General features: G+C 69.6%; 19 protein-coding genes. 8 read left to right on the forward strand and 11 right to left on the reverse strand.

Annotated features, from left to right (window positions below):
• Positions 1–71 precede the first annotated feature (71 nt).
• Genes ABZ953_RS14415 through ABZ953_RS14425 form a run of 3 tightly spaced genes read left to right on the forward strand, consistent with a single transcriptional unit; the run spans position 72 to position 3,392 of the window.
• Positions 72–1,061, forward strand: coding sequence for a sugar ABC transporter permease (locus tag ABZ953_RS14415; protein ID WP_361722174.1), 990 nt, complete (start codon positions 72–74; stop codon positions 1,059–1,061).
• Positions 1,058–1,888, forward strand: a complete 831-nt coding sequence (locus ABZ953_RS14420) for a carbohydrate ABC transporter permease (protein ID WP_361722177.1) — start codon at positions 1,058–1,060, stop codon at positions 1,886–1,888. Before ABZ953_RS14415 ends, ABZ953_RS14420 begins: the two co-directional genes overlap by 4 nt.
• Positions 1,889–1,895: 7 nt before the next feature.
• The gene (locus ABZ953_RS14425) at positions 1,896–3,392 is read left to right on the forward strand and encodes a glycoside hydrolase family 3 protein (protein ID WP_361722180.1); all 1,497 of its coding nucleotides are present in this window, start codon (positions 1,896–1,898) and stop codon (positions 3,390–3,392) included.
• Positions 3,393–3,493: 101 nt separating this feature from the next.
• Here ABZ953_RS14425 and nagB read toward each other — a convergent pair whose 3' ends face one another.
• Positions 3,494–4,279 carry a glucosamine-6-phosphate deaminase gene (gene nagB / locus ABZ953_RS14430; RefSeq protein ID WP_361722183.1) on the reverse strand — a complete coding sequence of 262 codons (786 nt, stop codon included), beginning with the start codon at positions 4,277–4,279 and terminating at the stop codon, positions 3,494–3,496.
• Between the two features lie 400 nt (positions 4,280–4,679).
• Positions 4,680–5,432, reverse strand: a complete 753-nt coding sequence (locus ABZ953_RS14435) for an SDR family oxidoreductase (protein WP_361722186.1) — start codon at positions 5,430–5,432, stop codon at positions 4,680–4,682.
• 93 nt (positions 5,433–5,525) lie between these two features.
• On the opposite strand from ABZ953_RS14435, the gene ABZ953_RS14440 reads away from it, so the two are divergent.
• Entirely contained in the window at positions 5,526–6,143 is a 618-nt protein-coding gene (locus ABZ953_RS14440; protein ID WP_361722189.1) for a TetR/AcrR family transcriptional regulator, read from the forward strand.
• A 367-nt stretch (positions 6,144–6,510) separates the two neighbouring features.
• On the forward strand, positions 6,511–7,977 hold the full coding sequence (locus ABZ953_RS14445) for a PAS domain-containing sensor histidine kinase (protein WP_361722753.1): 1,467 nt from the start codon (positions 6,511–6,513) through the stop codon (positions 7,975–7,977).
• Between the two features lie 211 nt (positions 7,978–8,188).
• Here the strand turns inward: ABZ953_RS14445 and ABZ953_RS14450 are convergent, their stop codons facing one another.
• Together ABZ953_RS14450 and ABZ953_RS14455 are read right to left on the reverse strand one after the other, a co-directional pair.
• The gene (locus ABZ953_RS14450) at positions 8,189–8,446 is read right to left on the reverse strand and encodes a WhiB family transcriptional regulator (protein WP_016639615.1); all 258 of its coding nucleotides are present in this window, start codon (positions 8,444–8,446) and stop codon (positions 8,189–8,191) included.
• Between the two features lie 316 nt (positions 8,447–8,762).
• Positions 8,763–9,731, reverse strand: coding sequence for a diacylglycerol kinase family protein (locus ABZ953_RS14455; RefSeq protein WP_361722192.1), 969 nt, complete (start codon positions 9,729–9,731; stop codon positions 8,763–8,765).
• 80 nt (positions 9,732–9,811) lie between these two features.
• On the opposite strand from ABZ953_RS14455, the gene ABZ953_RS14460 reads away from it, so the two are divergent.
• Positions 9,812–10,270: a hypothetical protein gene (locus ABZ953_RS14460; protein ID WP_361722195.1), complete on the forward strand. Its 459-nt coding sequence runs from the start codon at positions 9,812–9,814 to the stop codon at positions 10,268–10,270.
• 99 nt (positions 10,271–10,369) lie between these two features.
• Here the strand turns inward: ABZ953_RS14460 and ABZ953_RS14465 are convergent, their stop codons facing one another.
• The 3 genes from ABZ953_RS14465 to ABZ953_RS14475 all read right to left on the reverse strand — a co-directional run bounded on the left by ABZ953_RS14465 (position 10,370) and on the right by ABZ953_RS14475 (position 12,315).
• Entirely contained in the window at positions 10,370–11,398 is a 1,029-nt protein-coding gene (locus ABZ953_RS14465; protein ID WP_361722198.1) for an RNA polymerase sigma factor SigF, read from the reverse strand.
• Complete coding sequence (locus ABZ953_RS14470) at positions 11,395–11,808, reverse strand: hypothetical protein (protein ID WP_062782207.1); 414 nt, start codon at positions 11,806–11,808, stop codon at positions 11,395–11,397. The genes ABZ953_RS14465 and ABZ953_RS14470 overlap by 4 nt, the downstream gene beginning before the upstream one ends.
• 246 nt (positions 11,809–12,054) lie before the next feature.
• On the reverse strand, positions 12,055–12,315 hold the full coding sequence (locus tag ABZ953_RS14475) for a UBP-type zinc finger domain-containing protein (RefSeq protein ID WP_361722202.1): 261 nt from the start codon (positions 12,313–12,315) through the stop codon (positions 12,055–12,057).
• Positions 12,316–12,360: 45 nt separating this feature from the next.
• Between ABZ953_RS14475 and ABZ953_RS14480 the strand changes: the two genes are divergently transcribed.
• Positions 12,361–13,959 (forward strand): Na+/H+ antiporter, encoded by a 1,599-nt coding sequence (locus ABZ953_RS14480; RefSeq protein WP_361722205.1) that lies wholly within the window; start codon positions 12,361–12,363, stop codon positions 13,957–13,959.
• A 26-nt stretch (positions 13,960–13,985) separates the two neighbouring features.
• Here the strand turns inward: ABZ953_RS14480 and ABZ953_RS14485 are convergent, their stop codons facing one another.
• From ABZ953_RS14485 to ABZ953_RS14500, 4 genes are all read right to left on the reverse strand, one after another.
• Positions 13,986–14,900, reverse strand: coding sequence for a pyridoxal-phosphate dependent enzyme (locus tag ABZ953_RS14485; protein ID WP_361722208.1), 915 nt, complete (start codon positions 14,898–14,900; stop codon positions 13,986–13,988).
• A 79-nt stretch (positions 14,901–14,979) separates the two neighbouring features.
• Positions 14,980–15,570 carry an N-acetylmuramoyl-L-alanine amidase gene (locus tag ABZ953_RS14490; RefSeq protein ID WP_361722210.1) on the reverse strand — a complete coding sequence of 197 codons (591 nt, stop codon included), beginning with the start codon at positions 15,568–15,570 and terminating at the stop codon, positions 14,980–14,982.
• Between the two features lie 139 nt (positions 15,571–15,709).
• Positions 15,710–15,946: a hypothetical protein gene (locus ABZ953_RS14495; protein ID WP_361722213.1), complete on the reverse strand. Its 237-nt coding sequence runs from the start codon at positions 15,944–15,946 to the stop codon at positions 15,710–15,712.
• 122 nt (positions 15,947–16,068) lie between these two features.
• Positions 16,069–18,699: a DUF2156 domain-containing protein gene (locus ABZ953_RS14500; RefSeq protein WP_361722215.1), complete on the reverse strand. Its 2,631-nt coding sequence runs from the start codon at positions 18,697–18,699 to the stop codon at positions 16,069–16,071.
• 187 nt (positions 18,700–18,886) lie between these two features.
• Between ABZ953_RS14500 and ABZ953_RS14505 the strand changes: the two genes are divergently transcribed.
• Positions 18,887–20,293, forward strand: a complete 1,407-nt coding sequence (locus ABZ953_RS14505) for a family 2B encapsulin nanocompartment shell protein (RefSeq protein WP_361722218.1) — start codon at positions 18,887–18,889, stop codon at positions 20,291–20,293.
• Positions 20,294–20,321: the final 28 nt, after the last annotated feature.

Consider the following 20,321-nt stretch of genomic DNA (forward strand, 5'->3'; position numbering starts at 1 on the left):
CGGCCCGCGCTGATCCCGGCGCCCCGCGCTGATCCCGGCGCTTCGCGTTGCCCACGAAAGAGATGGCGAGCATGACCGTGCAGAAGACCGAACGGCCGCCCTCCGGCCCGACGGAGGTGCAGACACCGGCAGGCGGGTCACGACCAAGTGGTCCACGCAAGGAGTCCGGGCGTCTCGCCGGGCTCACGCCCTATCTGCTCCTTGCCCCCGCGATCATCGTCACCCTGCTGCTGCTCGGCTGGCCGCTGGTCAACAACGGGATGCTGTCGTTCCAGAACCTCAACATGCGGCAGTTCATTCTGCACTTGACCGAGTGGAACGGATTCGACAACTACAAGGAGGTCCTCACCGGCGAGGACTTCTGGCGGGTCACCGGCCGCTCGGTCGCCTTCACCGCCGTCAACGTCGTGCTGATCATGGTCCTCGGCACGCTGGTGGGACTGCTGCTCGCGCGCCTCGGCCGGAAGATGCGCACGTTCCTCCTGCTCGGCCTCGTGCTCGCCTGGGCGATGCCCGTCGTCGCGGCCAGCACGGTCTACCAGTGGCTGTTCGCGCAGCGCTTCGGCGTCGTCAACTGGGTGCTCGCCAAGATCGGCTTCGATTCGATGGCCGACCACGACTGGCTCGCCACGCAGTACTCGACCTTCTTCGTCGTCCTGCTCCTGATCGTCTGGATGTCCATCCCCTTCGTGGCGATCAACCTGTACGCCGCCACGACCACCATCCCCAAGGAGGTGTACGAGGCCGCCGCGCTGGACGGCGCGGGCGCCTGGAAGCAGTTCACCCAGGTCACGCTGCCGTACCTGCGGCCCTTCCTCTACGCCACGACGTTCCTGGAGATCATCTGGGTCTTCAAGGCGTTCGTCCAGGTCTTCACGATCAACGAGGGCGGCCCCGACCGGCTCACCGAGATCCTTCCCGTCTACGCCTACATCGAGGGCATGGGCAACCAGCACTTCGGCATGGGAGCCGCGATCGCGCTGCTCACCATCATCATCCTGCTGGCCATCACCTCGTTCTACCTGCGGATCGTGCTCAAGCAAGAGGAGGACGAGCTGTGAAGCGCTCGCTGATGGGCCGGCTGTGGCCCAACCTGGCCGCCGTCGTCATCTTCGTCTTCTGCGTCTTCCCCGTGTACTGGATGTTCGCGACGGCCTTCAAGCCGACCGGCGACATCATCGCCGAGGACCCCGTCTGGTTCCCGACCGACGCCACCCTTGAGCACTTCAAGAAGGCGATCGACGCCGACCACTTCTGGACCATGGTCGGCAACTCCCTCATCGTGACGGTCCTCGCGGTCGTCTTCTCGCTCATCATCGGCGTGACCGCGGCGTTCGCCCTCGCCCGGATGCGCTTCAAGGGCCGGCGCGGCTTCATCATCGGCTTCATGCTGGCGCAGATGGCGCCGTGGGAAGTCATGGTCATCGCGATCTACATCATCGTGCGCGACGCGGACATGCTGAACAGCCTGGTCCCGCTGACCCTCTTCTACATGGTGATGATCCTGCCCTTCACCCTCCTCACGCTCCGCGGCTTCGTCGCCGCCGTGCCCAAGGAGCTGGAGGAGTCCGCCATGGTCGACGGCTGCACCCGTATGCAGGCGTTCCGCCGGGTGATCCTGCCGCTGCTCGCCCCGGGCCTGATGTCGACCTCGCTCTTCGGCTTCATCACCGCCTGGAACGAGTTCCCGCTGGCCCTCGTGCTCAACAAGGAAGCGGACGCCAAGACCCTGCCGATCTGGCTGTCCAGCTTCCAGACCGCCTTCGGCGACGACTGGGGCGCCACCATGGCGGCCGCCTCCCTGTTCGCCATCCCGATCCTCGTCCTCTTCGTCTTCCTGCAGCGCAAGGCCGTGGCCGGCCTGACCGACGGCGCAGTGAAGGGATAACTCGCACATGACGACACTCACGCACGCCGGTGACACCCTCACCCGCAACGCCCTCGCCGTACTGCAGCCCGGCTTCGACGGCACCACCGCCGTGCCGGACTGGCTGCGCCGCCGGATCGGCGAAGGCCTCGCCTCCGTCAGCCTGTTCGGCCGCAACGTGCAGACCGCCGAGCAGGTCGCGGCCCTCACCGCGCAGCTGCGCGCCGAGCGCGACGACCTCCTGATCGCCATCGACGAGGAGAGCGGCGACGTCACCCGCCTGGAGGTGCGCACCGGCTCCTCCTACCCGGGCAACCACGCGCTCGGCGCCGTCGACGACACCGCGCTGACCCGCGAGGTGGCCGCAGACCTCGGCCGCCGCCTGGCCGCCTGCGGCATCAACCTCAACTGGGCGCCGTCGGCCGACGTCAACGCCAACCCCGACAATCCCGTCATCGGCGTACGTTCCTTCGGCGCGGACCCCGACCTCGTCGCCCGGCACACCGCCGCGTACGTCGAGGGCATGCAGTCCTCCGGCGTCGCCACGTCCGCCAAGCACTTCCCGGGCCACGGCGACACGGCGATCGACTCGCACCACTCCGTGCCGGTCATCGACGTCGACCGGGACGTGCTGAACTCCCGTGACCTGGCGCCGTTCCGCGCGGCCATCGCCGCGGGCACGCGGGCCGTGATGAGCGCCCACGTGCTGGCCCCGGCCCTGGACCCGGACAACCCCGGAACGCTCTCCCGCCGCATCCTGACCGGCCTGCTCCGCGAGGAGTTCGGCTACGAAGGACTCATCGTCACCGACGGCATGGACATGCAGGCGATCGCCGGTACGTACGGCTTCGAGCGGGGCTGCGTCCTCGCCATCGCCGCCGGCGCCGACGCGATCTGCACGGGCGGCGGCCCCTCCGACGAGGGGACCGTGCTGCGGCTGCGGGACGCCTTCGTCGCCGCGGTGCGCTCGGGCGAACTGCCCGAGGAGCGGCTGGCCGAGGCGGCCGACCGCGTGCGCGCCCTGGCGGGCTGGGCCTCGGTGTCGGGCGCGACCGATCTTTCGGGGGGCGCGCCCGACACCGGGATCGGTCTGGTCGCGGCACGCCGCGCGCTGACGGTCACCCGAGGCGACACCTACGCCGCCCCGGTCAGCGAGGCCCCCTACGTCGCCACCTTCTCCCCGGTCCCGAACATCGCGGTCGGCGACGAGACCCCCTGGGGCGTCACCGCCGAACTGGAACGCCGCTTCCCCGGCACGACGTCCGGCACCTTCTCCGGCGACGGCTCGGGCGACCGGGCCCTCGCGGCGGCGGGGGAGCGCCGCATCGTGGCCGTGGTCCGCGACGCCCACCGCCACGGGTGGATGGCCGACGCCCTGACCACGCTCGTCTCGGCCCGCCCCGACACGGTCGTCGTCGAGATGGGCGTCCCGCAGTCCGCCCCCACCGGCGCGATCCACATCGCCACGCGGGGCGCGTCGCGCGTATGCGGCCAAGCGGCGGCGGAGGCCGTCACGGGCGCCTGACAGAGCCTGACACCGGCCGGTGACGAAGGGGCGCCCCTGAGCGGGGGCGCCCCTTTCGTTTCCGTTTTCGTATCCGCCGTATCCGTCGTATCCGAACTCTCTTACAGACCCTGCCAGTCGGGCTTGTCCGCGTACGTGTGCCGGAAGTAGTCCGCCAGCTTCAGCTTGGAGGCGGCGGCCTCGTCCACGACGACCGTGGCGTGCGGATGCAGCTGCAGCGCGGAGGCAGGCACGACCGAGGCGACGGGCCCCTCGACCGTCGCGGCCACCGCGTCCGCCTTGCCCTCACCCGTGGCGAGCAGCACCAGGTGCCGCGCCTCCAGGATCGTCCCGATCCCCTGGGTGATGACGTGGTGGGGCACCTGCTCGATGTCCCCGTCGAAGAAGCGCGCGTTGTCCACCCGCGTCTGCTCCGTCAGCGTCTTGATCCGCGTACGCGAAGCCAGCGACGAACACGGCTCGTTGAACCCGATGTGCCCGTCCGTCCCGATCCCCAGCAGCTGGAGGTCGACCCCCCCGGCCTCGGCGAGCGCCTTGTCGTACGCCACGCACGCCGCCTGTACGTCCTCGGCACTGCCGTCCGGCCCCATGAAGGAGGCCTCGCTCAGCCCGAGCGGCTCGACGACCTCGCGAAGGACGACGGAGCGGTACGACTCGGGGTGCCCGGTGGGCAGCCCCACGTACTCGTCGAGCTGGCAGATGCGCGCACGCGAGGCGTCCACGGACCCGGCGGCGACCTTCGCGGTCAGCGCTTGGTAGATGGGCAGCGGGGTGGACCCGGTGGCGACACCGAGCAGGGCGTCAGGCTTACGGCGCACCAGGGCGGCCATGGCCTCCGCGATGAGCTCGCCGCCTGCCTTGGCGTCCGGGACGATGACAACTTCCACGCTGGGCCTGCCGATCTGGAGAGGGTGGAGAGGGTGGGCTGAGGGAGGAGTGGGGGGACTCACAAGGGCTGGTGGTATAGACCAATCTAGCAGAGCTGTGCCGCCAGAGCAGTCGATTCCTCCAGTCCATGCTCGGCCCTCCCCACCGCCTCCGCCCGTCGAACCCCACCGCCTCCGCCCGTCGAACCGCCCCGCCGAACGGCCCTCCTCGAACGCCCCCCCCCGTAGGGCAGTCCCGCCCGGACAGCCCTCCTCGAACGCCCCCGAGCAGTCCCGCCCGGACAGCCCCCCGAGCGGTCCCGCCGAACACACCCCCGGAGCGCGGTCCCGCCGCCCCCCCCATTACCGTCTTCGTAGTCCCGCCGAACACCCCCGCCGGGCAGCCTCACCCCTGCCCTCGTCACACCCCCAGAACCGACCCGCCCGTCGCGTCGATGTACTGCCCGGTGATCCAGCGGGCGTCGTCCGAGGAGACGAAGGCGACGATGTCCGCCACATCGGCGGGCTGGCCTATGCGGTTGAAGGCCGAGTACTTCCCCATCTCCGCCTGCTCGGGAAGCCCGTCCATCATTTCCGTCTGGATGATCCCCGGCGCCACCGCGTTGACCGTGATCCCGCGCGGGCCCAGTTCCTGCGCCAGCGTGTGGGTGAAGACGTTCACCGCGCCCTTCGTCATCGAGTAGGCGATGGTGATCGGGAAGGCGATCCGAGTGACGCCGGAGGAGATGTTGATGATCCGGCCGCCGTCGCGCAGTCGGCTGAGCCCCTTCTGCACGACGAAGAAGAGCGCCTTGGTGTTGACCGCGAACACCCGGTCGTAGTCCTCTTCCTTGACCTCTCCCACCTGGCTGTACAGGCCGATGCCCGCGTTGTTCACCAGGATGTCCAGGCCGTCCGCGTGCCGGTCGAACTCCGACCAGAGCGCTTCGGCGTCGCCGGGCACCCCCAGCTCGGCGCCGATCGCGAAGGCGGATCCGCCCGCCGCCTCGATCGCGGCGACCGTCTCCTTCGCGGCCACCTCATTGCTGCCGTAGTGCACGGCGACCCGCGCACCGTCCCGCCCGAGCCGCTCGGCGATACCCCGACCGATACCCCGGCTCCCGCCCGTGACCAGCGCCGTCTTCCCCACAAGCCTGCCCGTAGACGCACTCATGTCAGGCGCCCTCTCTTTCTCTAGTGGTCGCTACAAAAAGAACCGTACCCGACCCTCGCACCATTTACTAGCGCCCGCTATACAATTCACTCCATGGCGACGAAACAGCGCGGCCGGCCCCGCTCCTTCGACCGCGACACGGCGTTGGAGCAGGCGATTCGCGCCTTCTGGGAGCACGGGTATGAGGGGACCTCGGTCTCCGACCTCACGCGCGTCATGGGGATCGGGGCACCCAGCCTCTACGCCGCCTTCGGTGACAAGCGCACTCTCTTCGACGAGGCCGTCGTGCGGTACGGCCTCACCTACGGCGTCTTCGGCGACCGCGCCTTCGACGAGGAGCCCACGGTGCGCGGCGCCGTCTCACGGATGCTGCGCGAGGCCGCGACCGAGTTCACCGACCCGGCCCACCCTCGCGGCTGCCTGGTCATCTCGGCGGCCACCAACTGCACGACGCCGGAGGTGGAAGACGCCCTGCGCGAGCGGCGGAACGCCAGTGTGACGGACATCGAGTCCCGCATCCGCGCGGCCGTCGCGGCGGGGGAGCTGCCCGGTGACGCCGACCCCACCGCCCTCGCCCGTTACACGGCGGCGGTCTTCCAGGGGATGTCGCAGCAGGCCAGGGACGGTGCCACCAGGGCCGACCTGGAAGCGGTGGCCGATCTCGCGATGCAGGTGTGGCCACCGGCCCGAGCGGTGGAGAATAGGACCTGACCGTCGAGCCCATGTGTCGGAGAAAGAGACAACAACAAACATCTGTCGACGCATAGACATGGGAGAATGGTCTAGTCCACAATGCGTGGGTAAAGCCTCCGCTCTTCCCGCACAGGAGAGCGGATCGAGGAACCGGCGCTCTCTGCCCTGACCGCGTCGGATCCTCCCGATCGGCTGTTCAGTACCGCACATTCTGGCGGCCGATGCACCTGAAGGGCTGCGGTGCCGTGGGCGGGCTGAGGGTCCCGCCCTGGCGCCGCGGCTCGTCGGGACCGCCGGAGCCCTCCCGCCTCGCCCGGCAGCCCGCCGGGAACTCCACGGAGCGGACCCGCCGGACGCGAAAGGTACGCTCGCACACGTGCCCTCCATGAACGACCTCGTACGCCAGCACACCGCCCTCGGCGACTCGGACCTCGAGTGGCTGCACCTGCTGGTCTCGGAGTGGCAGCTGCTCTCCGACCTCTCCTTCGCCGACCTGGTCCTCTGGGTCCCCACGCGCGACGGAACCCGCTATGTCTCCGTGGCGCAGATGCGGCCCAACACCGGCCCCACCTCCTACCAGGACGACATGGTCGGCCACCTCGTACCACGCGGCCGCCGCCCCCTCCTCGACGCGGCCCTCGACGAGGGGCGCATCGTGCGCGAGGGCGACCCGGAGTGGCGCGAAGAGGTTCCGGTGCGCGTCGAGTCCATTCCCGTACGCAGGGAAGGGCGCGTCCTGGGCGTCATCGCCCGCAACACCAACCTGCTGACCGTGCGCACACCGTCGCGTCTGGAGCTGACCTACCTCCAGTCGGCGTCCGACCTCGCGCAGATGATCGCTGCAGGATCGTTCCCCTTCCCGGGGCAGCAGGTCGACATGGACGCCTCCCCGCGCGTGGGCGACGGTCTGGTGCGCCTCGATGCCGACGGCGTCGTGCAGTACGCGTCGCCGAACGCCCTCTCCGCGTACCACCGTCTCGGCCTCGCGTCCGACCTCGTCGGGCACCACCTCGGGACGGCGACGGCCGAACTCGCCCCGTCCCGCGGCCCGGTGGACGAAGCCCTGGCCAAGCTCGCGAGCGGCTGGGCGCCGCGCGAGTTCGAGATCGAGGGCGGCGACGGCGTGATCCAGTTGCGCGCGATCCCGCTCAAGCCCAAGGGGCCTCGCATCGGATCGCTCGTCCTCCTGCGTGACGTCACCGAACTCCGCCGCCGCGAGCGGGAGTTGATCACGAAGGACGCCACCATCCGGGAGATCCACCACCGGGTGAAGAACAACCTGCAGACGGTCGCCGCGCTGTTGCGGCTGCAGGCCCGCCGCATCGACTCCGCCACCGGCCGCGAGGCCCTGGAGGAGGCGGTACGCCGCGTGGGCTCCATCGCCATCGTCCACGAGACGCTCTCCCAGAACCTGGACGAGCGCGTGGAGTTCGACGAGATCGCCGACCGGGTGCTTGCGATGGTCGCCGAGATCTCACCCGGCAAGGTCGCGGGCCGACGCACCGGCCGTTTCGGGATCCTCGACGCGGAGGTCGCGACGCCGCTGTCGATGGTGCTCACGGAGATCTTGCAGAACGCCCTGGAGCACGGCTTCCGCGAGGGGGACACCGGCACGGTCGAGGTGTCCGCCGTGCGGGGTGGCACCACCAAGGAAGCGCGCCTGCTGATCACTGTCCAGGACGACGGCGTCGGACTTCCCGACGGCTTCGACCCGCACCGCTCCGGCAATCTCGGCCTGCAGATCGTCCGCACACTGGTCGAGGGCGAGCTGGGCGGCACCTTCGACATGGTCCGCGCACCGGAACGCGGCACGCAGGTCATCCTCGACATCCCGGTCCGCGGCGACAAGTAACAGCGACAAGCAAGAGCGACTGGTAGCTGCGGCTGATAGCAGCGGCAAACGGCCGGACAGACGAAAGCAGTGAGCCCCGGACCCAAGGGTCCGGGGCTCACTGCTCACGTTGCGATGCGCATCGGGGGTACTGCGCGGCTGCGGCTCGGGGGCGGGAGTTGCGTACTCGCTGTACGCGCCGCCAAGCTCAGGCTCGTGGGGGGCGTGAACGTCAGGCGCTGGCCTGGCGTGCACGGTTGCGAGCGGCGCGGCGCTTCATTGCGCGGCGCTCGTCCTCGCTGAGGCCACCCCAGACGCCGGAGTCCTGGCCGGACTCGAGCGCCCACTGCAGGCACTGCTCCATAACGGGGCAGCGACGGCAGACGGCCTTGGCTTCCTCGATCTGCAGCAGCGCAGGACCGGTGTTGCCGATGGGGAAGAAGAGCTCGGGGTCTTCCTCGCGGCAAACGGCGTTGTGACGCCAGTCCATGGCTGCTACCTCTCCTTGGTATTACATTCAGGTTGCTTGTGAATGTGAACGCTTTCACGAATCCCCCCGCACGGGAAGGGCCGACGCCCAGTTGCCTGGTGTGGACCTGTGGTGGAGGAGGGGTTCTGGCTCTCTGTGGGGCCGATGTTGCGGGCCGTCCCGATCGCCATGTAGAGATTCGCAAACCTCGGCGGCGGATACAACCCCTTCAGGAAAGTTTTTTTTGATTCCTCAGTGTCGGCTGGGTCACAGCCGTACTTCTATGGGGTGGACCCTGGCCTAAACGTTCGAGTGAAAGGACTTTAGGCCCTTCTACTCACACAATCACACGCAGTGCACGGCGTACGCCTGTGAACGTCACGCTCGTCCGCAGCCCCAAGTGGTCACCGTCCATCTGGAGGGGCAGGGGCACCTTTGATTGCAAGGTGAAGTCCGTGAGGTCGTGGAGCGTAACCGCGTGCTTACCGTGCGGTCCGCGTTCCGGCGTCGACGTCAGGAGCTGGGTGCCGTAACGGGCCACCGCGGCGGTGGAGAGCTTCTTCAGGCCGAGCACGTCCAGGCCCGTGTCGAAGGAGGCCTGCGGGGATGCGTACAGGGGGCGATTGCCCAGGTAGGAGTACGGAGAGGTGTTGCAGACTATCGACATCACCAGGTCGGTCACCGGGTCCTCGCCGGGCCGCTCCAGGGTGATCATTCCGCGCCTGCGGTGCGGCTCGTCGAGGAACTGGCGGAGCACCTGGCGCACATACAGGGCGTGTGTCGAACGGCGACCGAGCTCGCGCTGCTGTTCGACCCTGCCGACGACGCCGCCGTCGAAACCGAGTCCCGCACAGAACGTGAACCAGCGCGAGGGCACGGCCTCGTCCTCCGTGCCCGGTGTGCCGCCCGCGATGCCCAGGCCCACCGTGCGCTCACTGCCCTCGCGCAAGGCGTCCAGGAGGGCACCGGTGGACTCCACGGCGTCGTTCGGCAGCCCCAGGGCGCGCGCGAAGACGTTGGTGGAGCCGCCGGGGACGACGGCCAGGCGGGGCAGGCGGTCCGGATCGGGGCCGTGGTGCAGCAGTCCGTTGACGACTTCGTTGACGGTGCCGTCGCCGCCGAGGGCGACGACCAGCTCGATGTCCTTGCTGTCCGCGGCCTGCCGGCCGAGGTCTCTGGCGTGTCCGCGGTACTCCGTGGTGACCGCGTCGAGCTTCATCTCGCTCGCCAGGGCGTGGACCAGCACATCACGCGTACGCGCACTGGTGGTGGTTGCCGCCGGGTTGACCACGAGAAGTGCACGCATGCGCAGCAGACTACCTAGCCGTCTTTACCCGGCCTAGACCGAGGTGCCGGGGTGAGGGCACCCGGAGCTACCCTGCTGGGGTGAGTACTGAGCGGAAATCCACCCCCGAAAGCCCGGAGTCGCCCGAGCCGGGACCCCGACCCGTGCGGGTGACCGCCGCCGCAGCACTGGTCGCTCTGGAGGGTCTCGCCCTTCTCGCCGGGGGCGTGTACATGCTTGCGATGGGTCTCGCGGGATCACCCGACGACGCACGGCAGGCCGAGACGGGCGGCATCACGCTGATCGTCCTCGCGCTGCTGCCGCTGCTCGCCGCGCGCGGCCTGATGAAGCTGCGCCGCTGGAGCCGTGGGCCCGCGATCATCACGCAGATCATGGCGCTTCCGGTGTCCTGGCAGATGCTGCAGGCCGACAGCGTGGCGATCCCGGCGGGTATCGCCCTCGCCGTCGCAGCCGTCGCGTCGCTCGTGCTCCTGATCAATCCGGCGACGACCGAGGCCCTCGGAATCCAGGGCCCCGGCAACGTTCAGGATCAGAAGTAGCGGGTACCCGCCGGTGCGAGGCCGAGGCGGTGACCGCGAGGAGTGCCCCTGCGGGGGCGGTTACAAGGAGTGACCTCCGAGGATGACTACGGGGAGTGACTACTCCTCGACCAGCAGCTTCTCCCGCAGCTGCGCGAGCGTCCGCGCCAGCAGGCGGGACACGTGCATCTGGGAGATGCCGACCTCCTGCGCGATCTGCGACTGGGTCATGTTGCCGAAGAAGCGAAGCAGCAGAATGCGCTTCTCGCGCGGGGGCAGGTCTTCCAGGAGGGGCTTGAGCGACTCGCGATACTCGACGCCCTCCAGGGCCTCGTCCTCGGCGCCCAGGGTGTCCGCGACGGCCGGGGACTCGTCGTCCGTGTCGGGGACGTCCAGGGACAGCGTGGAGTAGGCGTTGGCCGACTCCAGGCCCTCCAGGACCTCCTCTTCGGAGATGGCCAGTTTCTCGGCCAGCTCGTGCACGGTGGGGGAGCGGCCGTGCAACTGCGACAGCTCTGCCGTCGCCGTCGTCAGCGCGAGACGCAGCTCCTGGAGGCGCCGCGGTACGCGGACCGCCCACCCCTTGTCGCGGAAATGCCGCTTGATCTCACCGACGACCGTCGGCGTCGCGTACGTGGAGAACTCCACGCCGCGGTCCGGGTCGAAGCGGTCCACGGACTTGATCAGCCCGATCGTGGCGACCTGGGTGAGGTCGTCGAGCGGCTCGCCGCGGTTGCGGAAGCGGCGGGCCAGGTGCTCGACGAGCGGCAGGTGCATGCGGACCAGCCTGTTGCGCAGCTCCGCGTACTCCGGACTTCCGCTGTCCAGGGAACGCAGTTCGATGAACATCGCGCGTGCGCCGCTGCGGTCCCGTGGATCGTGCCGGCTGTGCTCGTGCTCGCTCATGTTTCCCACCCGTCGCCCGCCGCCCCGGCCGGAGAGCTGCTTGAGCTCGTCCTTGGCGGTCGGCTCTGCCTGCTCCGACACATCGGCCACCCTGAGCGGAACCGGGTCCGGTTCCTCCGGGTGCGGTTTGGCCTGCTGTTCGGGGATTCCGGTGGACATGCGGCGCGTCCCCTCCCTGCCGCCGGCGGGTAGACCCTGTGTGTCGCGCTCTTCGTCCCGCACCGGCCCGTCCCCGTTCCTCACGCCGGCCCGGGTCCCGCGCCGCGCTTCTTGTAGAGGCTGATCGAGACGGTGTTGTCCTCGGCGACGGCGGAGTCGACCTGGCCCGCGAGGGCCGACAGCACAGTCCAGGCGAAGGTGTCCCGTTCCGGGGCCCGGCCGTCGGTCGTGGGCGCCGAGACCGTCACCTCCAGCGAGTCGTCGACGAGGCGGAAGACGCAGCTGAGTACGGAGCCGGGCACGGCCTGCTGGAGCAGGATCGCGCAGGCTTCGTCGACCGCGATACGGAGGTCCTCGATCTCGTCGAGAGTGAAGTCCAAACGCGCCGCGAGGCCGGCCGTCGCCGTCCGCAGCACAGACAGGTAGGCACCCGCAGCCGGAAGACGGACCTCCACGAAGTCCTGATTCCCGGGCTCGCCTGCGATCTGGGACACCCTCACCTCCAAGGTGGTACAAGCACTTTCGGGGTTCCGGGGCCAACGTCCAGCGGTGGTCCGGACTGCGTCACACGGGTAACGCACCACTTCTTTCTGCGGTGACGCTACCGCGCTCCCCAGTTCCGTGTCCCGGGGACCCCACCCGATGCTGTCACTCATAGTAAGCCTATGAGTACGGACAGTGGCTAGGGGTCGAGCAGGCCCAATTGGAAAGAACGGGTGCCGGGTTGACGTACCCAGGCGTCAGACGATCGAACCGTCCACGAAGCACCAGCGCCAGCTCTCGCCCGGCTCGAAGGTCCTCATCACTGGGTGTGAGGTCTCCTTGAAGTGCGTTGTCGCGTGCTGGAAGGGCGATGAGTCGCAGCAGCCGACGTGCCCGCACTCCAGGCAGAGCCGGAGCTGGACCGGGTGGCTGCCGGCCGCCTGGCACTCGAGACACGTTTCGCTCAGCGGTGACACCTCGGGGTGCGGCAGCGCGGCGACGTGCGGGCACTCGTTCATGATTGCCAGGTTACGACGGGAACGCGGAGGGCGGAGAGTCTGGCGATGGATGTATTGCCCTTGGTGGCACTGATCGCGGCGAGCGCCGTGGTGGCGGGGGCGGCACGCAGGACGCCCGTGCCGGCACCGCTGCTCCTGGTAGGGGCGGGACTCATCGCCTCGTACGTCCCCGGAGTGCCCGACTACCACCTCGACCCGCACATCGTGCTGCCGCTGATCCTGCCCCCGCTGCTGCACACAGCGGCCCTGGAGAGCTCCTACCTGGACCTGCGCGCCAACCTCAGGCCCGTCGCCCTGCTCTCCGTCGGGTACGTCCTGTTCGCCACGGTCGCCGTGGGCTGGCTCGCCTACCTGCTCATCCCCGACCTGCCGCTGACCGCCGCGCTCGTCCTCGGCGCCGTGATCGCGCCCCCGGACGCCGTCGCGGCGACCGCCGTGGCGCGCCGGGTGGGGCTGCCCTCCCGGATCACCACGATCCTGCAGGGCGAGTCCCTGGTGAACGACGCGACCGCGATCACCGCCTACAAGGTGGCCCTCGCCGCGGCGGTCGGCGAGGGCGCGAGCTGGGCGGGCGGCATCCGGGAGTTCCTGATGGCGGCGGTCGGCGGGGTCGGCGTCGGGCTGCTCCTCATGGTGCCGATCCACTGGCTGCGCACCCACCTGAAGGAGGCGATGCTGCAGAACACGCTGTCGCTGCTCATTCCCTTCGTCGCCTACGCCGCCGCGGAACAGGTCGGCGCCTCCGGGGTGCTCGCCGTGGTCGTCGTCGCCCTCTACCTGGGCCACCGGTCCTGGCAGGTCGACTTCGAGACGCGGCTGCAGGAGGCCGCGGTGTGGAAGGTCGTCGCGTTCATCCTGGAGTCGACGGTGTTCGCGCTCATCGGACTGCAACTGCCCGTCGTGCTCAAGGGGCTCGGCGAGTACAGCGTGGGGCAGGCGGTCTGGTACGCGGTCGGGGTCTTCGTCTTCGTCGTGCTGGTGCGCTTCGCGTGGTCGTATCCGGCGACGTACCTGCCGCGCGGGGTGTCGGCCCGGATCAGGGAGCGCGAGGGCGACCTGGACTGGCGGCGGCCGCTGATCGTCAGCTGGGCCGGGATGCGGGGCGTGGTGTCGCTGGCCATCGCTTTCTCCATCCCGCTCGTCATGGACGACGGGCAGCCCTTCGTGGCGCGCAACCTTGTCTTGTTTCTGACGTTCACCACGGTGATCGGCACGCTCGTCGTGCAGGGTCTCTCGCTGCCGTGGCTGATCCGTGTCCTGAAACTGCCCGGCCGTGACGCGCAGGCTCAGACACTCGCCGAGGCGCAGGCGCAGAACGCCGCCTCACAGGCCGCGGAGGCGCGGGTGGAGGAACTCATGCAGGACGAGCGCAATCGCCTGCCACAGCCCCTTCAGGACCGCCTGCGCACCGTTCTGGAGCGGCGGCGCAACTCCGTGTGGGAGCGGCTCGGCCAATCCAACCCGGTGACGGGGGAGTCGGCGGACGACACCTACCGCCGCCTTGCGCGCGAGGCGATCGCAGCGGAACGCGAGGTGTTCGTGAAGATGCGGGACGAGCGGCGCATCGACGACGAGATGATGCGCACGCTGCTGCGCAAGCTGGACCTGGAGGAGGCCGCCGCCCATCGGGAGATCGAGGACTGAGTGAGGACGAGCGAGGGCTGAGCGGCCTAGGCCGTGCCGGTGATGACCGCGGTGAGGCGGGTGCCGGGCCGGAAGGCGCCTTCTTCGGAGAGGGCTGTCAGGGCGTACAGGAGCTTGGCGACGTAGAGCCGTTCCACGGAGAGGCCGGTCGCGTGGCCGTGGCGGTCCTCGAAGTCCTCGGCGAAGGCGATGAGTTCGGGCGGGGTGCGGGCGTAGCCGCCGCAGTGGAAGCGCTCGTCGAGGTGCCAGTTGGCGGTCGGCTCGCCGAACGTCTGCCGTTGCAGTGCCGCTATGTCGCCGCCCAGGAAGCCGCCCTTGAGGACGGGTATGCCGAGGGCGTGACGGTCCGGGCCGAGGCCGGCGGCCAGGCCCGCGAGGGTGCCGCCCGTGCCGCACGCCACGGCTGCCACGTCGGCGTGCTCGCGCAGCTCCTCGCCGAGTGCTGTGCAGCCCTGTACGGCAAGGCTGTTGCTGCCGCCCTCGGGGATCACGTAGGCCCCCGCGGCGTCCGCCGCGCGCAGGAGCGCCGCCAGAGTGCCGGGCTCCGCCTTGTGCCGGTACGTCGTCCGGTCGACGAAGTGCAGGCGCATGCCGTCGGCCGCGCAGCGCGTCAGGGACGGGTTGAGGGGGCGCCCGGCGAGTTCGTCGCCGCGGACGACGCCGATCGTGGCGAAGCCCAGGAGGCGGCCCGCCGCGGCGGTGGCGCGCAGGTGGTTGGAGTAGGCGCCGCCGAAGGTGAGGAGGGTGTCGTGGCCCGCGTCGGCCGCGGCCCGCAGGTTCAGGACGAGCTTGCGGTACTTGTTGCCCGGCAGGTCGGGGTGGATCAGGTCGTCGCGCTTGAGCAGCAGCCGTACGCCGCGCCGGGCGAAACGGTCGTCTTCTATGTGCTGCAACGGGGACGGCAGCCGGGGGCGCAGGCCTGCGGGCGGGGTGGGACGCACCCCGCCATTGTCCCCCGCGGGGCGACGTCCGGCAGGGGAGCCCTTGTGCCGGGGCTCCCCGGGCCTTTCTCGGGTGGGGTTATTTGAGGCGTTCTTCGATGCGGTCGCGCATCGAGTCCATCGTGAAGCCGCGCGGGTCGATCTTGCCCGGCTGCCACTCCAGGTGGCCGATCACGGAGCGCTCCGTCCAGCCGTGGTGGCGGCAGATCGCGGCCGAGACCTTCTCGATCGCTTCCAGCTGCTCGTCGGGCCAGGGGTCCTCGCCGTCGCCGAGGTTCTCGCACTCGAAGCCGTAGAAGTGGCGGTTGCCGTCGGTGTTCGCCTCGTTGTCCGGAGGCAGCCGCTTCTCGGCGATGACGGCGCGCAGCACGTCGTCGTCGCCGAGTCCCGCGTGATTGGCGCGGCCGTAGCCCACGAGGTGGACGCGGCCGTCCTTGGTGATGACGCCGTGGCAGAGCGGGCCCGGCAGCGACGCGAAACCGTCGCGACAGATCTCCACCGTGCGCTGGCTACCCGATGTCACCGTGTGGTGGATCATCACGCCGTGCATAGGGCCCCAGGGACCCTTGTGATTGCGGTTGTGGTGCTCCCAGTCGCCGACTTCGACGACGGTCACACCTTCGTCTCGCAGGATGTCCAGGAACCGGCCCGCTGACATGGGTGGGGACATGGCGGCCTTCTTCGCAAGGCACGACGGCCGCCGGTCGCGGACCGTCTCGTACGCCCTGCTTGTACCGGAACTCCGATGCTGTAACCAGTCGTTCGGAACCAATTCGAGGCCTGTTCGGACACCGTGCGAGCCGATCCGGTCAGCTGCCGTGCAGGAATCCGTCGCCATTCGTCGCGATGTGGGACTCCAGGGCCTGCAGCGCCTGCTGGGTGTCCTGGGCGGAGCCGGTGCCCCGCCGCTCCGCGTAGTACGCGGCGCCCAGCTTCTTCAGGAGGGCGTCGCCCGCACGCTTCTCCTGGACCTCGTCGATCTTCTGCTTGCCCTGGGTGAGGCCCCGCTGGGCCTGCTCTTTGGCGCGATCCAGGAAGCCTGCCATTGCCTTCTCCTGCCGGTTGGTGCGAAGGGGGCGGATGGTACTGACGCCCCGCGATGGGTTCAACGGTTGCGCGGATCTTGGAGTTCCCGGCCCGTATGGTGCGCGGGCCGCGTCCTCCGCGCCTAAGAGGTCAGTTTGCGCATCAGACGCACCCCCTGGGCGGGCTTCATGTGCGGCAGATAAGCCTTGCCGATCGCCCGCGTGATGTTGGGCAGGGCTGCCGGGTCGGGATAGCACATGTACATGGGCCGGTACTGGGGCTGGAACTTGGCCTTGAAGTTGAGCAGGGAACGGAAGCCGTAGACCGGCTCCAGGGTGCGGCCCGCGTGGTCCAGCAGGCGCTGCAGCGCGGCCGGCGGCTCCCCGGTGTCCGAGGCGCGGGCGAGCGGCGCTCCGGAGAGGCTGAGGAACTGGGCGCCCTCCTCCTTGAAGCCGAGCGCGGCGGACGCGATCAGGAACTCCATCGAGCCTCGGAACCCGTCGGAGCGGCGTCGCATGAAGTCCAGCGTCCAGCCCACCGGCGGGGTGGGCGTGCCGTCGGCGGCTTCTCCGGTGTCTCCGGCTTCTCCGGTGTCTCCGTAGACGGGCATCCAGCTCGTGATGCCGTGCACCGTGCGCTCCTCGTCGACGGCGAGGAGACAGCGCACATGAGGGTCGTCGAGCTCGTCGAGCCCACCGAGTGTGAAGCCCATCTCCGGAAGCCCCTTGTCCGCGACCCACTCCTCGGAGATCGAGCGGATCTGGTCGGTGAGCGAGAGGGGAGCCTCCGCGAAGGTGTGCCACTCCGCGGTGATGCCCTCCTTCTTGGCCTTGTTCAGGGCCGTGCGGACGTCCTGCCACTTCTTGCCCGTGAACGCCAGCTCCGGCAACGGCACGACGGTGTCCTCGGCGACCTGCACAGAGCTCCAGCCCAGCGCGTCCGTACGGAGCTTGGCGTCGGCCGTCACGCTGTAGAAACACGGTGTCCAGCCACGCCGGTCGCAGTACTCGGCGAACCCGCCGACCGCCTCCGCACGCGCGGACGTCTCCCCGAAGGGGTCGCCCGTGGTGAGCGCGACCGTGGAATGCACGCGGTAGGCCACCGCGGCCCGGCCGTCCGCCGAGAACCAGTAGTGGTTGCCCGGCCACGTCGTCAGATACGAGAGCGTGGAGCCGCCGTGCGCGGCGAGCAGCGCACGCGCGCGTGCGGCCGCCCCGGCGTCGGCATGCATCAGGGGCCGCCGGAACGCCACGAAGAGAGCGATCAGGGTGACCACCCAGAACAGCATCCCGCAGTACTCGTACAGGGACAGCGCCGTGCCGCCGACCGGGACGGGAGCCCGGCCCTGGAAGAAGAACGGTTCATAGCTCGGCGGCAGGAACTGTGCGGGGATGCCGGAGATCAGCTTCGAGAGAGTCGCGTCGGGCGTGAACTGGTCGCGCACCGCATACCCGATGCCCACGTAAGCCAGGCAGGCCAGCAGCAGCGCGCCGCCGACGGCTCCCGCGAGCCACGTCACGGTGGTCCGCGAGACGCACTGGTCGAAGAGGTGCCGGGCGAGGAGGAGCAGCACCAGGACGAGGAGCGGCAGCATCATCTGCTCGATGACCGACTGGATCATCGCGGCCTTCTGGTCGGACAGGTCGCTGCCCTCCAGTACGTACCGGTCGGGGTGCGAGGTGATGTCACTCAGCAGGTACGCCATGAGCCCCAGCCACACCAGCTGCGCGGCCACGGTGATCCGCCAGGACAGCCGCAGACCGCGGCGCAGCCCCTCGGCGAGCACGAGCAGCAGCAGGGGAATGGCGATTCCCATGAGCATCGCGGGAGAGCCGTAGAAGTGGTCCTGGGCGTGGACACGGGCGCAGTCCGTGCTGCTCGCCCGGACGCAGGCGTCCGCGATGTCCTCGGGGCCGGGGCCTCCGGAGACGTACAGGTCCAGGATGTTGAAGGGGCCGAGCGAGTCCTTGTAGAGCGTGGCGACGAGCGGGCCGACGGCGGAGGCGGCCACCGCGAGCGCCACCAGGACCCGGCCCTCGGAGTGCGAGGCGTGCGGCATCCGCAGCCGGTGCGTGTGCCGGTGTGCCAGGGCGCCGAGCCCGAGGCCCACCACGACGCCGGCAAGGCGCAGCACCCCCTGGAGATGGCCGACGTACAGCGCGAGCATCAGCGGGAACACGATGAGGCACAACTGCAGCCTGCGCCGCCACAGGGCGTCGAGCCGGAAGCTGAGGAAGGCGCCGACGGCACAGGCGCCGATCCCGGGCGTCGCCGTGAGGCTGTGCGAGAGGTCGTTCAGCCAGTCCTCACCGGCCAGGGAGCCCAGCTTGACGACGCCGGAGCCGAGCAGTGCGCCGAGCACCTGGCCGAGAACCAGAACGGCGGCGGTGCGCACGGAGCCCATGCGCTGCTCGGCCGCGGAGCCCAGGAGCAGCAACAGCAGCGTGGAACCGACGTAGTTGCCGATGCCCGGGCACCACAAGATCGACGTGAGCGGTGTCCACCAGCGGCCGTCGGCGAGTGCGGGTACGCCGACGCCGACGTCGTTCAGGAGCGTGCTTGACGGCCCGGCGCCGAGGCTTCCAGTGAAGAAGCCCACGGCCCACAGCGCCACGACCACGAACACGGTCACCGGCGCACGGCGCACCGGTTCGAAGGCCCGGCCGACGGCGTGCAGCCAGCGCACCGGGCCGCGCTCGCCCGGCGGCGCGACCGGGGCCGCCGGGGCCGGCTCCCGCGCACCGGCGTCGGCAGCAGCCTCGGAGGTGGTCATCCACCGAGCCCACCAGGCCGCCCGGCCCGGCACACCCCGAGTTGGTCCGAACGGGTGGAAGCACGCTTACTGCCCCGCGGAAGCGTGATCCATTCCCGCTCGTTTGTGTAATGGCGCGACCACGTTCTGTGCTGGAAGAGTTGGGCGGGCAGACCACCGCACGCAGGTACTCGGGAGGGCAAAGCCAATGTCGGTAGGCGAAGAGATCCGCACTGAGTCGGAGAAGCCGCAGCAGAGTCTCGGCACATCCGCCGCGCGGAATCTGGCCACCACCACCAAATCCGCCCCACAGATGCAGGAGATCAGCTCCCGCTGGCTGCTGCGGATGCTCCCCTGGGTCCAGGTACAGGGCGGCACGTACCGGGTGAACCGCAGGCTGAGCTACTCGGTCGGCGACGGTCGGGTGACCTTCGTGAAGACCGGCGACCGCGTGCAAGTCATCCCGGCCGAGCTCGGCGAGCTGCCGGTGCTGCGGGAGTTCGCGGACGAGGAAGTGCTTGGGGAGCTGGCGCAGCGCTGCCACCAGCGGGAGTTCGCCGCGGGAGAGGTCCTGGCCTCCTTCGGCAGCCAGGCGGACGAGGCGTTCCTGCTCGCGCACGGTCGCGTCGAGAAGATCGGCTCGGGTCCGTACGGGGACGACACCGTGCTCGAGACGCTCGCCGACGGCTCGTACTTCGGCGAACAGGCACTCATCGACCCCGAGTCCATCTGGGAGTACACCGCGCGTGCGGTGACCGCGTGTACGGTCCTCACCCTGCCCCGGCAGGAACTCGAACAGGTCGCGGAGCGCAGCGACACGCTCCGCGACCACCTGCAGAGGCTGCGGTCCCTCCCGGCCCAGCGCACCAACACGTTCGGCGAGGCGGCCATCGACCTGTCGGCCGGCCATGTCGGCGAGGCCGTGCTCCCCGGCACCTTCGTGGACTATGAATCGGCGCCTCGCGAGTACGAACTGAGCGTCGCCCAGACCGTGCTGCGCATCCACACGCGCGTGGCCGACCTCTACAACCAGCCGATGAACCAGACCGAGCAGCAGCTGCGGCTGACCGTCGAAGCGCTCAAGGAGCGCCAGGAGCACGAACTCATCAACAACCGAGAGTTCGGCCTCCTGCACAACTGCGAGTACGACCAGCGAATCCAGCCCCACAACGGCGCCCCCAGCCCGGACGACCTGGACGAACTGCTCAGCCGCAGGCGTGGCTCCAAGCTCTTCCTCGCCCACCCGAGCGCGATCGCCGCGTTCGGCCGCGAGATCAACAAGCGGGGGCTCGCCCCCGAGACCGCCGATGTGGGAGGCACCAGGATCCCCACCTGGCGCGGGGTGCCGATCTTCCCGTGCGACAAGATCCCGGTCACCGAGGCCCGTACGACGTCCGTCATCTGCATGCGTACAGGAGAGGAGGAACAGGGTGTCGTCGGCCTGCGCCAGAGCGGCATCCCCGACGAGATCGAACCGAGCCTGTCCGTCCGGTTCATGGGCATCAGCGAGCAGGCGATCATCTCGTACCTGGTGTCGACGTACTACTCGGCGGCAGTGCTCGTTCCCGACGCGCTCGGCGTCCTGGAGAACGTCGAGATCGGTCGATGGCAGTGAGCCGGCCGCCGTGTCTCCGGGTGCGGCA

Source organism: Streptomyces sp. NPDC046465 (assembly GCF_040646035.1).
GTDB lineage: Bacteria > Actinomycetota > Actinomycetes > Streptomycetales > Streptomycetaceae > Streptomyces.